This window comes from Paenibacillus hodogayensis, assembly GCF_039536325.1.
GTDB classification, from domain to species: domain Bacteria; phylum Bacillota; class Bacilli; order Paenibacillales; family NBRC-103111; genus Paenibacillus_AB; species Paenibacillus_AB hodogayensis.
On sequence record NZ_BAAAYO010000006.1, the window covers coordinates 181,545 to 197,458 of the forward strand.

Below are 15,914 nucleotides of genomic sequence, written 5' to 3' on the forward strand. Positions count from 1 at the left end.
TTTTCGTTGCGGATTACGGCTTGGCGGCCGCCCATGCATTCAACTGCTTTTGCTTCTCGGCAATGACCTTGTCGATGCCGGCTATCTTCAGCTTTTCGATAAATTGCGGGAGCACCTTCTTGGTATCGACGGAGCCGGTTTCCAGGCTGGTCGCGTACTGGGACGTCACATTCATCAGGGCTGCAATCTCCGTCTTCACCGGCGAGGTGTCGAACGAAAACCCGAGCGCCTTGGACTTCGTCGCTTCATTATTGAAATTTTTCAGCTTGTCCCAAAGCGCCGGGTCATTGCCTTCCCATATATGGCTGAGCGTCTGGTTACCGAACAGAAAGCTGAACGAGCTATTGTTGTAGCCGACTGTCGCAGCGCTGACTCCGTCCGGGTAGGCGATCAGACCGTCGGGTTTCACGGTGTAATGCTTCCCGGCCACTCCCCAATCGAACAAATTGACGATATCGGCATCGGCGTACATCAGATTCAGGAACTGCATCGCTTTATCCGCGTTTTTCGTGTTGCGGGCAATACCGAATTGCGCAACCGTAATATTGCTCGTGGACGTATAAGCCCCGCCCAATCGGGCCGCCACCAGCTCGACTCCCGCCGCCAGCGATTCTTGCCTCTCGATGCCCGGCTTCATGCTGGCGAAATAAGCAAACGCTTGCTTCGAGCGGAACAAATCGTAGGCGTTTACGTTGCTGGTCGCTACGTCCCTCGACAAATAACCGGCCGTATACCAGTTCCGCATCGTGTCCAAGTAACCGGCATATTGGTCGGACTCGTACCAATCCACGACCTTCAACCCGTTATCGTACCCGGGAAGCGCTCCGAACAGATCGCCCAGCCCGTCCACAGCCCCTCTTGCCAGAAAAAAGACAGGCGTAGCGCCGGTCAGATTGGCCAAAGGCGTAATGCCCGGCTCCTTCTGCTTGATCATATCCAGCACTTTCCCTACGTCGTCCAGCGTGCGGATGGACGATACGTCGATGTTGTATTTGGCGACCAGATCCTTGCGCATCAGAACGCCCGATCCGGCAGCAAAATCCCTGACGCTTGGAACCGCGTACAGCTTCCCGTTGATTTCGGCGCCTTTGAGGTAAGCTTTTCCGACCGCATTTTTAATATCGGAGCCGTGCTTGTCAATCAGATCGTTCAGCGGCAGCAGGCTGCCTTTTACGGTATCCGTGGTGTATTCGGACCCGAGCGTGACGATCAGATCGAGCTTCTCGTTGCCCGCAATCATCAGGTTTTTTTGCTGTGCCCAAGCACTGAACGAGATCGGCAGCAGCTTGACGGTGGCATTGATTTTTCTCAAAGCGATCTGATTGATCGCGTCTTGAACCAGCGACAGATCCTTCTGATTTTCGCCCGGGTAGGCGATCGTAAGCTCGTAAGGCTTCCCCATCTCTCCCGATCCGGAGACGGCTTCCTTGCCGCCCTCCGTTTTGCTCCCGGAAGAGCATCCCCCGAGCACCATGACGACAATAAGACTGATGAATGCGAACGTGCGCTTTCTTCTGATCATGCCCATCTCCCCGCTTGATTTGTTTATGCTCATCAGCGATTGCTGAGTGAAACCTACCCTTTGACTGCGCCTACCGTCAGCCCTTTGACAAAAAAACGCTGGAAGAACGGATAGGCCATAATTAGCGGCAGCGTGCCAATGACGGCCATCGCCATCTGAATCGACTCGCTCGGGGTATCCGCCGCCAAGCGGGACGCCTCGCCCATCGTACTGTTGTTTTTCAAATACTGCATGTCCATCAGAATGCGGTTGAGCAGGTTTTGCAGGCTGAACAGCTTGTTGTCGGTAACATAGATCAAACCGTTGAACCAATCGTTCCAATATCCGATCATTTGCGTAAGGCCGGTCGTGGCCAGTATCGGAAGCGAAAGCGGCAGCACCATTTTATAAAAAATTTTGAACTCCCCGGCCCCGTCCACATAAGCGGATTCGAGAATCGGCACGGGAATGGACGTCGTGAAAAACGTCCGCAGCAGCAAAATGATAAAGCCGTTCGTCAGCAGACCGGGGATCAGAAGCGCCCAAAGCGTGTTTTTGATATCGAAAATTTGCGTATACACGAGGTAAGTAGGAACCAGCCCTCCGTTGAACAGCAGCGTGAAAAAGATTGCAAACATCCAGAAGTTTTTGAAGGGCAGGCCGTTCCGAGATAGAGGATAAGCCAGCAAGGCCGAAATCGCGATGCCAGCCACGGTGCCCGTAACCGTAACGAAGATCGAGATGCCGTAGCCCCGCATGACCGCCTCGGATTGATTCCAGATGTACCGGTAAGCATCCAAACTCGCCTTGCTTGGCACAAAAGTGAACCCGTGAGCGAGCAATGCGCTCTTTTCGGTCAAGGAAGCAGATATGAGCAGCCATAAAGGCAGCATGGACAGCAAGCACAAAAGCAGCAAACCCGCGTGCAGCGAGAAGCGCCAAACCCCGTTCGATTTTGTCATGTGGTGCTCCTTTCATAGCGGTATGGTTTAGAACAGCGCGTTGTCTTTGCTTATTTTGCGTACGACATAGTTGGACAGGATGACGAGCACGAACCCGACGGTCGCCTGATACAACCCCGCGGCAGAGCTCATCCCCGTATCTCCGAGCGTGATCAGCGAACGGTACACATACGTATCGATCACATCGGTTACGTTGTGCAGTGGCCCCGAGTTGAGCGGAACCTGGAAGAACAACCCGAAGTCGGAATAAAAAATGCGTCCGATCTGCAGCAAGGTCAGCATAATGATAACCGGCATAATCGAAGGGATTGTAATGCTGGTCAGTTGTCTCCACTTGCCCGCTCCGTCTATCGTTGCGGCTTCGTAGTATTCTTTGTCGATCCCGATGATCGCCGCCAGATAGATGATGCTGTAATAGCCGACGCTTTTCCATACTTGGACCAGTGTCAGAATATAAGGCCAATATTTCGATTCAAGGTACCAAGAGATTTCATCGAGCCCCAGCAGCGGGAGGACGGTTTTGTTCATCAATCCGTTCTGGACGTTTAAAAACGCATACACCAGGTAGCCGACAACAACCATCGAGATCAGGAAAGGCAGCAGCAGCACGCTTTGATAAAAGCTTTTCATCACTTTATTTTTGACTTCGTTAATCAAGATGGCGAGGCCGATGGCTGCGACGAGGTCGAGAACGAGAAAAGCTCCGTTGTACAGCAGCGTGTTTCGCGTAATGACGAAAGCGTCGTCCGTCTTGAACAAATACTCGAAGTTTTTAAATCCGACCCACTCGCTTCCCCAGATGCCCTGCGCATAGTTAATGTTCTTGAAAGCGATCACGACGCCGAACATGGGCAAGTAATTGTTAATCAAAAGGTAGGCCAAGCCGGGCACCATCATGAGCAGCAACACTCTGAACCGCTTCCATTGGCGGAGACGCCTCGTCCATGTCAATATTTATAACACCCCTTGTTCATTTATTGTTTTCTCAGTATAAATTTATTTTGCATGCGCTTCCACCACAATACGGTCATTGCAATAACAAAAACTAGACAACGTTGGGGAGGCAACCGGGAGGGCGTCTAGCTTGGGTATAAGTTACCGTCCGGAAGGGGACAATCACGCTAAGAAAAGCCAAAAGGAGCGGACTCCGATGAACCGATATCCCCCCGAATACCGCCCCGGCCTTTTCCCGTCCGGCGGCAGCCCTCCCTTCCGGGACAACGGATGGCTCCAGCTTCTCGTCGGCGCCTTTGTCCTCTATTGGGCGTTTATGGCCCTATGGCCTGTGCAGCGGTCGCTCTGGATAGCGGAAAACGTGCTGCTCGTCTGCCTGGCCGCCGCGCTAGTCTGGACGTACCGGTGGTTCCGGTTCAGCAATCGGTCATATTTGTTTATCGTGCTGTTCTTGTCCCTGCATACTTATGCGGCGCATTACTCGTATGAAGCGAACCCCCTCGACGCATGGCTGAAAGCCGTCTTTCATTTCCAGCGCAGCTATTATGACCGAATAGTGCATTTCGCCTTCGGCTTGTTCTGGATCTATCCGTTCGCGGAGCTGTATGCCCGGCTGACCGGACGGCGTGGCGTGTGGCTGTTCCTCGTTCCCCTTGCTGCCGTGCTCGGGTTGAGCGCCTTGTTCGAGATTGTGGAGATGACAGCGGCCAGTTGGTCGGGGCAAGGGCAGAACAGCGAGCAATTCCTCGGGATGCAGGGGGACCTGTTCGATACGCAAAAGGATATGATGGTCGCCTTATTCGGGGCTTTGATCGCCCTCGGTCTGCTCGTATGGAGTGTATGGAATCGCAAGAAGGCGGGCGTATAGCGAGGATAAACGAGATAACCGCAAAAAAGCCGCTTCAGCAGCCAAAACGGCTTGCGGAAGCGGCTTTATGCCGCAAAGCGGCGAAGTGTCGAGCGTCAGGCATGAATCGTTTCCGCCTCGGCCGCCCCTTTGCGCAAATCGACTTTGGCCAGCAGCCAAATGCCCACGATGAAGAATACGGCCAAGGCCAATATGCCCAGACGGCTCGATCCCGTGGCCAAACCGACCACGGAAAAAACGAAAGGTCCGACAATCGCGGAAAATTTGCTGGAAACGCTCAGGAAGCCGAAAAACTCGACCGGGCGATCCGATGGGACCAGACGGCTGTAAATCGAACGAGCGATCGCCTGACTGCCTCCCTGAACCATCCCCACCACACAGGCCAGCGCATAAAACTGCCACGCCTGGGTCATGAAATATCCGAACACGACAATTAGAACATAGACGCCGAGCGAAATGTAGAGAGAAATTTTAGAACCAAGCCGCTGGGCGATTTTACCGAACAACAGCGTGAACGGAATACCGACAAACTGCGTGATGACGAGCGCGGCGATCAGGCTGAACGAATCGAGCCCGATCTCGGTGCCGTAGATCGTGGCCATCGTAATGATCGTGCTGATTCCGTCATTGAAGAACCAGTAGGCAATCAAATATTTGAGCAGCTCCGGGTAACGTCTGATGCGTTTAAACGTATGTATGATGCGCGAAAATCCGATCTTGGCATATTGTCCGATCGTATGCGACGAACCCGTCCTTGTGTCTTTGACCCGGCGAAACAGCGGCAAGGAAAAGACGAACCACCACACCGCAACCGAGGCAAACGACAGATGCGTACCCGCCAAGCTGTCGGGCAGCCCGAACCATTCGAACTTCTGAATCATCAACAGGTTAAGAATAAGCAGCACGCCGCCGCCGATATAGCCGTAGGCGTAGCCTCTGGACGATATGTAGTCGCGCTTCTCAGGCTCGACCAGATCGTTCAGCAGCGCATCGTAGAAAGCATTGCCTCCGGTAAAGCCGATCGTCCCCAGTATGAACAGAAACGAGGCGAGCACATAGTCGCCCTTGCCTACAAAGACGAAGCAAAGGGAAGCGAGTATGCCCAAATACGAAAACAGCCGCAAAAACCGTACCTTGAAGCCGCTGTAGTCGGCGATCGCCCCCAGGATGGGCGTCAGCACCGCCACAATCAGCATCGCGATGGACTGCGTCATTCCCCAGTACGAGGTCGCCATCTGCTCGTTCGGCAGCGTCGAGGCGGCTACCCCGCTGTAAAAGATCGGAAGCACCGCCGCTATCATCGTCGTCGCGAACGCGGAGTTAGCCCAATCGTACATGACCCATGCCCGAACCTTATGCCGATCCATCGGACTCCTCCTCTCCCGTAACCGCCGCTGATGCGACGATTCCCATCCATTGTAACACCGCGCCGCGAAGCCGACTACGGACATTTTGAGCCGACAGCCACAAATGGGTACAAGAACTAGGCGCTAACACATTCCCCGGCAGACGGGGAGTCATATAATATCCCGTATCCCGACATAAAGGAGATGAATTTATAAAATGTCTCATTGCCCAAAACCGTTGTGTCCGACCAGTAATGTCTTCGATCCGCCAAAAGTGGTATACCGCGACCACTACCACCCGCAAATCGTTAACGTCATTCATCAAGTCGAGGTGGTCAACCGCCATCATTGCGTGCCCGTACCTCGCCACGTCTATTGCTATTCCGAGAGAAACGAATATCCTTCGGCGTCAGCAATGCCTTTCGGTCCGTATCGCCGCGGCCGCTGATCGCTGTCGCGCTCCTTACCGAAGATGCTCCGGGCTTTATGCCCGGAGCATCTCTTTTTCGTGCACCCTTTCGGGGCTTACTCCTTGGATCCATCGTCCTCCGTCCGTTCCCCCTCCCTCAGCTCCCGGCGCAGCACCTTGCCGACCATCGTCTTCGGCAGCGAATCGCGAAACTCGTATACGCGCGGCACCTTGTAGGCAGCCAGCTTCGATCGGCAGAAGCCGTTCAGCGCTTGCTCGGAGACGTCCGTCCCCGGCTTCCGGACGACAAATGCTTTCACCGTCTCGCCTCGGTACTCGTCGGGAATGCCGATAACCGCCGCCTCCTGCACGTCCGGATGCTCGAACAGCACCTCCTCTACCTCCCGCGGGAAAATGTTGAAGCCCCCGGCGATAATCATATCCTTCCTGCGGTCGACAATATGGAAATAGCCTTCTTCGTCCATAAAGGCCATATCTCCCGTTCGCACCCAGCCGTCGACAAGCGTCTTTGCCGTTTCCTCCGGCTTGTTCCAGTACCCTTTCATCACTTGAGGGCCGCGGACAAACAGTTCGCCGATCTCCTGAGGCGCAAGCGGCTCGAGCGTATCCGGATCGACGATTTTCGCATCGGTATCGGACCAGGGCAAGCCGATACTGCCGCTCTTGCTGCGTCCCCACATCGGATTCACGTGCGTCACTGGGGAGCATTCCGACAAGCCGTACCCTTCGACCAATCGCCCTCCGGTCAGCCTCTCAAACTGCTGCTGCACTTCTTGGGGCAGCGGCGCGGAACCGCTGATACAGCAGCGGATCGAAGACAGCCTGTATTTGACCGCCGCTGCGGGATGATGATTAATCGCAAGGTACATCGTAGGTGCCCCGGGAAAAATAGTCGGCTTGAAGCGATGAATCGTTTTCAGCAAAGACTCGATTTCAAATTTGGGCACCAATAGGAGATTCGCTCCGATGGACAAGCCGAAGTTCATGCACACGGTCATTCCGTAAACGTGAAAAAGCGGCACCGCGGTCAGCATCACTTCTTGCCCGCCCTCCACTTTGTACAGCCACGCCCGGCATTGGCTCACGTTGGCCGTTAAATTGGCGTGAGTCAGCATCACTCCTTTGGCGATGCCGGTCGTGCCTCCGGTATATTGCAGCACCGCCACGTCGGTTTCCGGCTCGATGTCGACAGCCGGGAGAACGGGCTTGGCAGTACGAAGCAAACGCCGGAACTCGAACAGTTGCTCCCCCTCCGCATCGTAGCTCCGCGCATCCCGGTCCTTTTTCTGAACGAGCGGATAAAGCGCTTTCTTAACGGCGGGCAGCTCCTCGCGGATGCCGGTTACGATAATACGCTTCAAGCCGGCCTTCTCGCGAATGCGGCGGATGCGCGGCAGAAGGAGGTCCAGACATACGATTGTCTCCGCCCCCGCGTCCGTGATGTGACGCAGCAGCTCGCGCTCGACGTTCAGCGGATTCAGCTGGACTACGACGCCGCCGGCAAATAGCGTGCCGTAGAAGCCGATTACGTATTGCGGAATGTTGGGCAGCAGCAGTCCGACGCGATCCCCCGGTCGAACCCCGAGACGTTGCAGAGCGTCGGCGAACCGGTATGCGCGGTCGAGCAAGTGGCGGTAAGTCGTTTTTTTGCCGAAAAACGTCATAGCCGTCCGGTCAGGGTACCGGTCGGCCGCTTCCTGCAGCAAAGCTGCCAGCGGCGCGGACGAATAATCGAGAACGGGCGGCACCTCTTGCGGGTAATGGGAATGCCAGGGTCGCGGGTCCATGCGTCATCCACCTTCCTGTGCGCTTGAGCCGCATGGGACGCGGCTCTTTCCGATTAAACGCGCTTTGTAAAGGATATGGGGCGACGCTTGTTCAAGATGCCCGAGATTATGCACAAATTCTGGTACATAACTGACAAATTACGACTTATTTTTTGATTATTTTATCGAATAAAGTCGAAAAAACAATAACAAAATCACTACTTTTCAGCTATAATGGGTGTAGCTGGCATCTTGCCTGTTCGCCTATTCTGTTGCCGCGGCAGGACTGCCCGTGCGACTACTTATCGGGGTGTTTCATGCAACCGAGATCGCCTTTCCTGTATATCGTGTTTGTAAGTATAGTGCTTATGCTCTTTTTTAATAACGTCATGTTTTATTATACGATTAAGAACAAGCTCGTCGACCATGTCGAGCAGCAATCGCTGCAGGCCGCCTATCATTTGCGCGATTCCATTGACCGGTATAAAACAAGCGTACGATACATCGAAAGCATGGTTGGGCAGCAGCTGCGCATCGCCGCCATCGCGGCCAAAGACCGGCTGCCCCCGCGGGCGGAAAACGTCAGCAACGCCCAGCTGGAACAGCTAAGCAGCGAGCTCGGCGTCTCCCACATTGCGCTCCTTCAGCGGCGGGGGGACGATTTTGTCCCGGTTCGCTCCTCTGATCCGATGGAGCTTATGGCGGGTGCGGAAAAGTGGGGCTATTGGTATACAGCCCTTCAGCAGCTGCTGGAAAACCGGAACGTGACGATCCCCGAAGGGCAGAAGCTGCCCAATTACTGGTCCGATTCGATCGAGCTTGCCGATCCTTCCCTAATGACCAAGTGGGGGTATTTTTACGATGGCACGACGGATTATATCGTCAGCCCTTACGTCGAAGACGTCCAGATCGAGCAATACGATCGGCTCGTCGGCCCTGACGCCATTTTGCACCGCATGATCGTAGACAATCCGGGGATGCTGGAGATGACCGGCTTCAACGTGAATACGTTTGGGAAACCGCTCGCCTTGTCCAAATCGCCGAAAGGTCGCCCCTATGTCCCGTTGAACCAGCGTCCGATTCCATTCGGCACTTATGTATACAGCGAGCGGACCAGCGATGCCGCCTTTGTCCGGGAAGCGTACGATTCGAACAAGCCGATTACACGCCTGGCCGAGCTGAACGGGCATAAAGTGGTGAAGAGCTTCGTCCCTGCACCTAACTCTTCGCCGGCAGCCGAAGACGATTACCCGTATGTGATCGGAGTCGTGTTCGATTCCAACGTCATTCACGAGGCTCTCAGCGTGCAAGCCCGTTGGATCGTCAGCCGGCTCGTGACGACAACGGCGATCAGTCTCGTGCTGCTGTTTATCGTGTTCCAGGCGATCCGGCGGAGCAAAGACGAGGCGGTTCGGGTTACCCAGGAGGCGTACATCGACGAAGTCAACGATATGTTTACGACCATTCGCGGACAAAGACACGATTTTCTGAACCATGTGCAGACGATCCATACGTTTCTTCAGCTGAAAAAATACGACGACCTGCACCGCTATACCGGAGAACTGGTCGGGGGAATTCGTCAGACAAACGATATTATTCAAATCGGCCATCCCGCCTTGGCGGCAATCGTTCAATCCAAGGTCGTGACCGCGATGGACAAACATATCGATTTCCGTCACCAGTTCGCCCCGATCGGCAGCCTGAACCTGGGCGTCACCTCGGTCGATATCGTGATCATTATCGGCAATTTGATCGACAATGCCTTTGACGAGGTGGCAGGGCTGCCTGTCCGGGAGCGCTGGGTCGAGCTGAGCGGCTCCTATCGCGAAGGGTCGATGATCATCGCCGTACGCAACCCGGGACGAACGCTGACTGACGCCGAGAAATCGAAAATATTCGAGCCGGGATACAGCACCAAAGGAACCGATGCCCATTCCGGCATCGGTCTGGCGGTTACGAAAAAAAGAGTCCATGCCTACAGAGGCAGCATTACGGTAGAAAGCAACGAGGAGAACGGAACGACGTTCACCGTCTCCATTCCGCTCAACCGGTTCGGTTAGCCCGAAAAACGAAAAAATCCGGTCTCTCGAAAGGAGAACCGGATTTTTTCGTTTCGATTTTGCACGGCATCGAGACGGCTTAACGTTCTTCGTCCCGCTCCATCGTTCGGTCGATCTGCTCCAGCAGCCGTTTGACCGATTCGGAATCGTACGTCCCCCGTCTCTTCCATTCGCCCAGCATGCCGACCACTTCCCGGGCCAGCTTCTCCTGCCCTTCCGCCGCTCCCTCGAACGACTGCGAGGGATCAAACCAGACGTAGGTGCCATCCGGACCGTTGCGCAAGTATGGGCTGCGCCAATGATCGGGATAGGCATACGGCTGCCCTCCGAATAGAATCCCCAGCACGTTGTCGCTGTCGAGCGGCAGCAGCTGGTGGTACGTCTGCTCCTCGCCGTCCGCGACCGTCAGGTGCATGTAGGCGTAGTGCAAATAATGGTCGCCCGTATCCGCATCCTTGACAATCTCGTACAGCTCTGCCGCCCGCTCGTCTCCGGCCAACGTTTTAACCGATTGAAGCCGATCCTGCAGCTGCTGCTGCGGAACTTGGCTCATCGACGTCCATGATTCGCTCAACCGGTCCACTTCCTCTCTTACCCGATCTTCAAATAGGTCTGGATGCGAGAAGCGAGCAGTCCGATCGCGATTTCGTTCTGGCCGCCTTCGGGAACGATCAGATCGGCGAACCGTTTGGAAGGCTCCACGAAGGCGTCATGCATCGGCTTCACTGTATTCAAATATTGGTGGAACACCGAATCGAACGACCGTCCCCGCTCCTGAATATCGCGCGACATCCGTCTCAGCACCCGCACGTCGGCATCCGTATCGACAAACACCTTAATATCGAGCTCCTGCCGAATCGCCGGATCGGCGAAAATGAGAATACCCTCCAGAATGACGACGGACTTCGGCTGAATGTTCACGGTCTCGTCGATTCGCGTATGGCTGGAAAAATCGTATATAGGCATATCGATCGCCTGACGGCTGCGCAGCATGCGCAGGTGGCTCAGCAGCAAATCGCCGTCGACCGAATCCGGATGATCGTAATTGACGCGCTCCCGTTCCTGTATGGATAGATGCCGGTTGTCGGCATAATACGAGTCCTGGGAAAGCAGAACGACGTCCTGCGGTCCGAGCGATTCGACCAGACGCTCCGCCACCGTTGTTTTACCCGAGCCGGTTCCTCCGGCTATTCCGATTGTCAGCATGCACAAGCTCCTCCATTTCGACCCATTGTCGCATTATTGCTATATTGTATCATTTTTTTATCCCCAATAGTCTTTCTCCAGCTGGCGCAGATTGTGCAGCGCTTTACGAGCCCATTCCTTCAGCCCGGGACCGCCCTCGTGCGCGTCCTCGCCCTCAGCCAGTCTGCCCGTCTCTTGGACCAGTTCCTCCCACGCCCGGCGCAGCGATTCGGCATAAGGGGGAATGTCGCCTTCGTATGGCTTGGCCGCATTCGTCGGGACCCACACTTTCTCCCGGTATGCGGACGCTCTCCGTTCGTGAAACAGCGGCACGTCCGGATCGTATGGGTGGTGCAGATCACCCTGTAAAGGATGCCGCTCGACGCCGACGATTTCCACCAGCGTACGCGGCGGGGACGTCTCGACCGTCTTGGCGATATACGCGCCGGTCTTATGCTCGATCCGGACATAGGTTTCATTGCTGCTCATCGGTTTTCATCCTTCCTATTCGTCTTCTCGTACAAAGGCTCCAGGAAAGCGAGCACCGTTTCCACCGACGCAAAAGCATAGAGCCTGCGTTGTACCGCGCCCCCCTCGATATGCAGCAGGCACGGGACGCTTTCCACCTGCCATTGCTGAGCAAGCTTGGGTAGCTCGTTCACATTGACCCGGACAGGCGCGTATGCGGGCCGCATCGCCTCTACGATCTCCAGCATGCGGGCCGCGACCTTGCAGGTTCCGCACAGCGGCGTATACATATATACGGCGAACGGCTCGCCGCTCTCCGTCTGCTTGCGCAGTTCGGCCTCCGAACGTTCCGGCATTCGTTTACTCCTCCGTATGATAAGGCTCCAACTGCCGCAGCGTGCGCACCGTATGCTCCAGCAGGTCGGGGATGTCGCTCACCTGACTTTCCCCGATTTTACGGTCGAACCGGACTGCGATTTCGTTATGGCAGCGCGATCCGTCATCGCCATACCGGAAGGACAGCGTCTGGACGACCGCAGTGCCGATATCCCATATTTGCTGCAAAATATCCTGAATGTTGCGGCAAGCCGTTACCGGGTTGCGCAGCATAAGCGAAAACACGATTTCCAGGCCGCAGCCCGGCCGGGCGTTGCGCCATTCCAGCTTCTCTCCCGCCAGATCGGTCAGACCGGCGGACAGGCGGATTTCCGCCGAGCTATGCCCGTCCTTGAGCCTGAAGCGTATGGCATAGCTTCTGGACATCGCGGCCAGATCCATCAGGTCGGCACGATGAATGACGACGATTTGCCCGTCCAGATCGAGATCGTAAACGGCTCCTTCGAACACGACTTTCAAATTTTCATAGATCGTCGGGTCGAACATACGATCCTCTCCTTCCGGTTCCCGGCCCCTTTAGCGACGCCCCGTCGGCAAGTCTAAACTGTCATATTACCATATTTCCATATATATTACGACACAGAGGCCGCCCATCCTTCTTTTTCGCCCCGTTTCTTCAAAAAGACGGAAGGGAAGCCGTTCCGATAGCTTGTCGCTGCGATCAACAAAAAAAACGGGAGAACATTGTAAAGTTCCCCCGCCGCAATTTAAACGTAAAGCGTTTCGCGCAGCTTGCTCACGTCGGCATTGCTCAAATACTCTTCGTACGTCATCTGCCGGTCGATCAGACCGTTCGGGGTAATCTCGATAATCCGGTTGGCGACCGTCTGGATAAACTGCCAGTCATGCGAGACGAACAGCATCGTCACGTCGGTGTCGATCAAGCCGTTGTTAAGCGCGGTAATGGACTCGAGATCGAGATGGTTCGTCGGCTCGTCGAGCATCAGCACGTTGGCTCCGCTCAGCATCATTTTGGACAGCATGCAGCGGACTTTCTCTCCCCCGGATAGCACCGATGCTTTCTTGAGCGATTCTTCGCCGGAGAACAGCATCCGGCCGAGGAAGCCGCGGATAAAGGTCTCGTCCTGATCCTTCGAATATTGGCGCAGCCAGTCGACCAAAGTCAGGTCAACGCCGTCGAAATAAGTAGCGTTGTCCTTGGGAAAATAGGCTTGGGTCGTCGTGACGCCCCATACGAATTCGCCCTGATCGGCCTCGATCTCGCCCGCAAGTACCTGGAACAAGGTCGATTTGGCGGACCCGTTCGGACCGACAAGCGCGATTTTGTCCCCTTTGTTGACGACAAAGCTGATATTGTTAAGCAGCTTTTCGCCGTCCGCCGTCTTGCTGAGCCGGTCGACCGTCAATATGTTTTTCCCGGCTTCGCGCTCCGGTTTGAAATTGATATATGGGTATTTCCGGTTGGAAGGCTTGATGTCGTCGAGCGTCAGCTTCTCCAGCTGCTTTTTGCGGGAGGTAGCCTGCTTCGACTTGGACGCATTGGCGCTGAATCGGGCGATAAACGTCTCCAGCTCTTTGCGCTTCTCGTCCACCTTCTTGTTGGCGTCGCGCATCAGCTTGATCGCCAATTGGCTGGATTCGTACCAGAAATCGTAGTTGCCGACATACAGCTGGATTTTGCCGAAGTCGATATCGGCAATATGCGAACAAACTTCGTTCAGGAAGTGGCGGTCATGGGATACGACGATAACGGTGCCTTCGAAGCGGCCCAAGAAGTTGACCAGCCAGTTGATCGATTCGATGTCCAAATGGTTGGTGGGCTCGTCAAGCAGCAGGTTTTGCGGGCTGCCGAACAGCGCCTGCGCCAGCAGCACGCGTACTTTCTCGTTGCCGCTCAGCTCCTTCATTTGTTTGTCGTGCAGGTCGGTGCCGATACCCAGGCCGAGCAGCAGCGATGCCGCATCCGACTCCGCCTCCCAGCCGTTCAGCTCCTGAAATTCGCCCTCCAGCTCGGCGGCGCGCATGCCGTCTTCCTCGGAGAAGTCCGGCTTTGCATACAGCGCGTCCTTCTCTTCCATAATAGAGTATAGTTCCCGGTGGCCCATTACGACCGTCTTCAATACTTGAACGTCGTCGAATTCGAAATGGTTTTGCTTGAGCACGGCCAACCGCTCGCCGGGCGTAACGAATACCTCGCCGCTGTTCGCCTCGATTTCGCCGGACAAAATTTTCAGAAACGTCGATTTGCCGGCCCCGTTTGCACCAATTAAACCGTAGCAATTGCCCGGCGTGAACTTTATGTTAACGTCTTCGAACAAGGCGCGTTTGCCGTAACGCAGCGTAACGTTGCTTGTACTGATCATGTAGCGAATCCCCCTTATCGAATCTTGCCATCAAATCGTTAGTATAGCATAATTTGGGGCCGCTTCAAAGGGAAAGCTCGGGAATTTGCCGATAAAATCGCCACTCGCGTCCACATATTGGTTTTTGCCGGCGATTGGTATACACTGATGGAGCAACAGAAAAGTCGTCCACCACTCTGTAGCTTTGAAGGAGGCCATCATCGTGAGCGAAGGAAACAAGCAGTTAATCACGGGGAAAAGTATTATTTTGCGTCTTGAAATCGACACCAACCGGATCCGATTCAGCGATATCGTATCCGCCATTGCCGATGAAGGCGGAGACTTGGTCGCGATTGACGTCATCCAGACGAAGCAAGAGCTGTCGATTCGCGACTTGACGGTCAATGTGGCCGATACGTTATTCACATCGAAAATCGTGGATAAGATTAAGGAACTCGACGGGGTCGCTCTCGTTAACGTGTCCGACCGGACGTTTCTCTTGCATCTAGGCGGCAAAATCGAGACGAAGCTGAAAAGCCCGATCCAAAACCGGGACGATTTGTCCCGCGTCTATACGCCTGACGTAGCCCGCGTATGCTTGGCCATCAAAGAGGACCCGCGCAAAGCTTACTCCTTGACGATCAAGCGCAATACGGTTGCCGTCGTCTCCGATGGCACGGCGGTGCTCGGACTCGGCAACATCGGCCCGTACGCCGCCATGCCGGTTATGGAAGGCAAAGCGATGCTGTTTAAACAGTTCGCCGATGTGGACGCTTTTCCGGTTTGCCTCGATACGCAGGACACGGAAGAAATCATTCGCACGATCAAAGCGATCGCTCCCGCTTTCGGGGGCATTAATCTGGAAGACATCGCGTCTCCCCGCTGCTTCGAGATCGAAGAACGGCTGAAGCGCGAGCTGGACATCCCCGTATTCCACGACGACCAGCACGGAACAGCGGTCGTGCTGTATGCCGGACTGATCAGCGCACTCAAGCTGGTCGGCAAGTCGATCGATTCGATCAAGGTCGTGGTCTGTGGTATCGGCGCAGCCGGTATCGCCTGCAGTAAAATATTGCTCGCAGCCGGCGTCAAGGAACTGATCGGCGTCGACCGGGATGGCGCGCTCGTATCGGGCCGGAACTATGACAACCCAATGTGGGCCTGGTATGCGGAGAATACGAATCCGAACAAAACGACCGGCTCGTTGCAAGAAGTGTTGGCAGGTGCCGACGTGTTTATCGGCGTGTCCGCGGCAGGCTTGCTGAAGCGCGAGGACGTGCTGAGCATGGCGGCCGACCCGATCGTATTCGCCATGGCCAACCCGAATCCGGAAATCAGACCGGAGGAGATCGAGGATATAGCCGCCGTCGTGGCGACGGGTCGCTCGGACTACCCGAACCAGATCAACAATGTGCTCTGCTTCCCCGGCATATTCCGCGGGGCGCTCGACTGCCGGGCAACGGACATCAACGAAGAGATGAAGCTAGCTGCCGCCGAAGCGATCGCCTCGGTTATTACCGACGAAGAGCGCAACAAGCTGTACGTTATCCCGAGCGCCTTTAATCAGAAAGTGGCCAAACTGATCCGCGACCGCGTCGTGGAAGCGGCTATCCGTACCGGCGTAGCCCGCCGCATTCCGCGGGAATACCGGTAATCTCATAAAGCAGTCCAGCTA

General features: G+C 55.3%; 14 protein-coding genes. 3 read left to right on the forward strand and 11 right to left on the reverse strand.

The features are described from left to right. Window positions 1-13: 13 nt before the first annotated feature. The 3 genes from ABD796_RS11960 to ABD796_RS11970 are packed head-to-tail and all read right to left on the reverse strand — an operon-like array spanning window position 14 to window position 3,360. Entirely contained in the window at window positions 14-1,522 is a 1,509-nt protein-coding gene (locus ABD796_RS11960) for an ABC transporter substrate-binding protein (RefSeq protein WP_344907899.1), read from the reverse strand. A gap of 53 nt (window positions 1,523-1,575) precedes the next feature. Next, on the reverse strand, window positions 1,576-2,463 hold the full coding sequence (locus ABD796_RS11965) for a carbohydrate ABC transporter permease (protein WP_344907901.1): 888 nt from the start codon (window positions 2,461-2,463) through the stop codon (window positions 1,576-1,578). Window positions 2,464-2,490: 27 nt separating this feature from the next. Next, entirely contained in the window at window positions 2,491-3,360 is an 870-nt protein-coding gene (locus ABD796_RS11970; protein WP_344908937.1) for an ABC transporter permease, read from the reverse strand. A 253-nt stretch (window positions 3,361-3,613) separates the two neighbouring features. On the opposite strand from ABD796_RS11970, the gene ABD796_RS11975 reads away from it, so the two are divergent. Beyond that, a complete protein-coding gene (locus ABD796_RS11975; protein WP_344907903.1) occupies window positions 3,614-4,285 on the forward strand; it encodes a DUF2238 domain-containing protein in 672 nt (223 codons plus the stop codon). 95 nt (window positions 4,286-4,380) lie between these two features. Here ABD796_RS11975 and ABD796_RS11980 read toward each other — a convergent pair whose 3' ends face one another. Further along, window positions 4,381-5,652 (reverse strand): MFS transporter, encoded by a 1,272-nt coding sequence (locus ABD796_RS11980; RefSeq protein ID WP_344907906.1) that lies wholly within the window; start codon window positions 5,650-5,652, stop codon window positions 4,381-4,383. A 504-nt stretch (window positions 5,653-6,156) separates the two neighbouring features. Further along, complete coding sequence (locus ABD796_RS11985) at window positions 6,157-7,848, reverse strand: long-chain-fatty-acid--CoA ligase (protein WP_344907909.1); 1,692 nt, start codon at window positions 7,846-7,848, stop codon at window positions 6,157-6,159. Window positions 7,849-8,144: 296 nt separating this feature from the next. Here ABD796_RS11985 and ABD796_RS11990 point away from each other — a divergent pair, with 296 nt between their 5' ends. Then, a complete protein-coding gene (locus tag ABD796_RS11990; RefSeq protein ID WP_344907912.1) occupies window positions 8,145-9,887 on the forward strand; it encodes a sensor histidine kinase in 1,743 nt (580 codons plus the stop codon). Window positions 9,888-9,966: 79 nt separating this feature from the next. Here the strand turns inward: ABD796_RS11990 and ABD796_RS11995 are convergent, their stop codons facing one another. The 6 genes from ABD796_RS11995 to ABD796_RS12020 form a co-directional block, all read right to left on the reverse strand. Beyond that, window positions 9,967-10,461 (reverse strand): hypothetical protein, encoded by a 495-nt coding sequence (locus tag ABD796_RS11995; RefSeq protein WP_344907915.1) that lies wholly within the window; start codon window positions 10,459-10,461, stop codon window positions 9,967-9,969. 17 nt (window positions 10,462-10,478) lie between these two features. Further along, window positions 10,479-11,093 carry a uridine kinase gene (gene udk, locus ABD796_RS12000; RefSeq protein ID WP_344907918.1) on the reverse strand — a complete coding sequence of 205 codons (615 nt, stop codon included), beginning with the start codon at window positions 11,091-11,093 and terminating at the stop codon, window positions 10,479-10,481. A 57-nt stretch (window positions 11,094-11,150) separates the two neighbouring features. Next, window positions 11,151-11,561 carry a sporulation phosphorelay system protein KapB gene (kapB, locus tag ABD796_RS12005; protein ID WP_344907921.1) on the reverse strand — a complete coding sequence of 137 codons (411 nt, stop codon included), beginning with the start codon at window positions 11,559-11,561 and terminating at the stop codon, window positions 11,151-11,153. After that, window positions 11,558-11,896, reverse strand: coding sequence for a thioredoxin family protein (locus tag ABD796_RS12010; protein ID WP_344907925.1), 339 nt, complete (start codon window positions 11,894-11,896; stop codon window positions 11,558-11,560). The genes kapB and ABD796_RS12010 overlap by 4 nt, the downstream gene beginning before the upstream one ends. Before the next feature lie 4 nt (window positions 11,897-11,900). Beyond that, window positions 11,901-12,422: a hypothetical protein gene (locus ABD796_RS12015; RefSeq protein ID WP_344907929.1), complete on the reverse strand. Its 522-nt coding sequence runs from the start codon at window positions 12,420-12,422 to the stop codon at window positions 11,901-11,903. A 221-nt stretch (window positions 12,423-12,643) separates the two neighbouring features. Beyond that, a complete protein-coding gene (locus ABD796_RS12020) occupies window positions 12,644-14,260 on the reverse strand; it encodes an ABC-F family ATP-binding cassette domain-containing protein (protein ID WP_344907932.1) in 1,617 nt (538 codons plus the stop codon). A gap of 202 nt (window positions 14,261-14,462) precedes the next feature. On the opposite strand from ABD796_RS12020, the gene ABD796_RS12025 reads away from it, so the two are divergent. Then, complete coding sequence (locus ABD796_RS12025; RefSeq protein ID WP_344907934.1) at window positions 14,463-15,893, forward strand: NAD-dependent malic enzyme; 1,431 nt, start codon at window positions 14,463-14,465, stop codon at window positions 15,891-15,893. Window positions 15,894-15,914 lie beyond the last annotated feature (21 nt).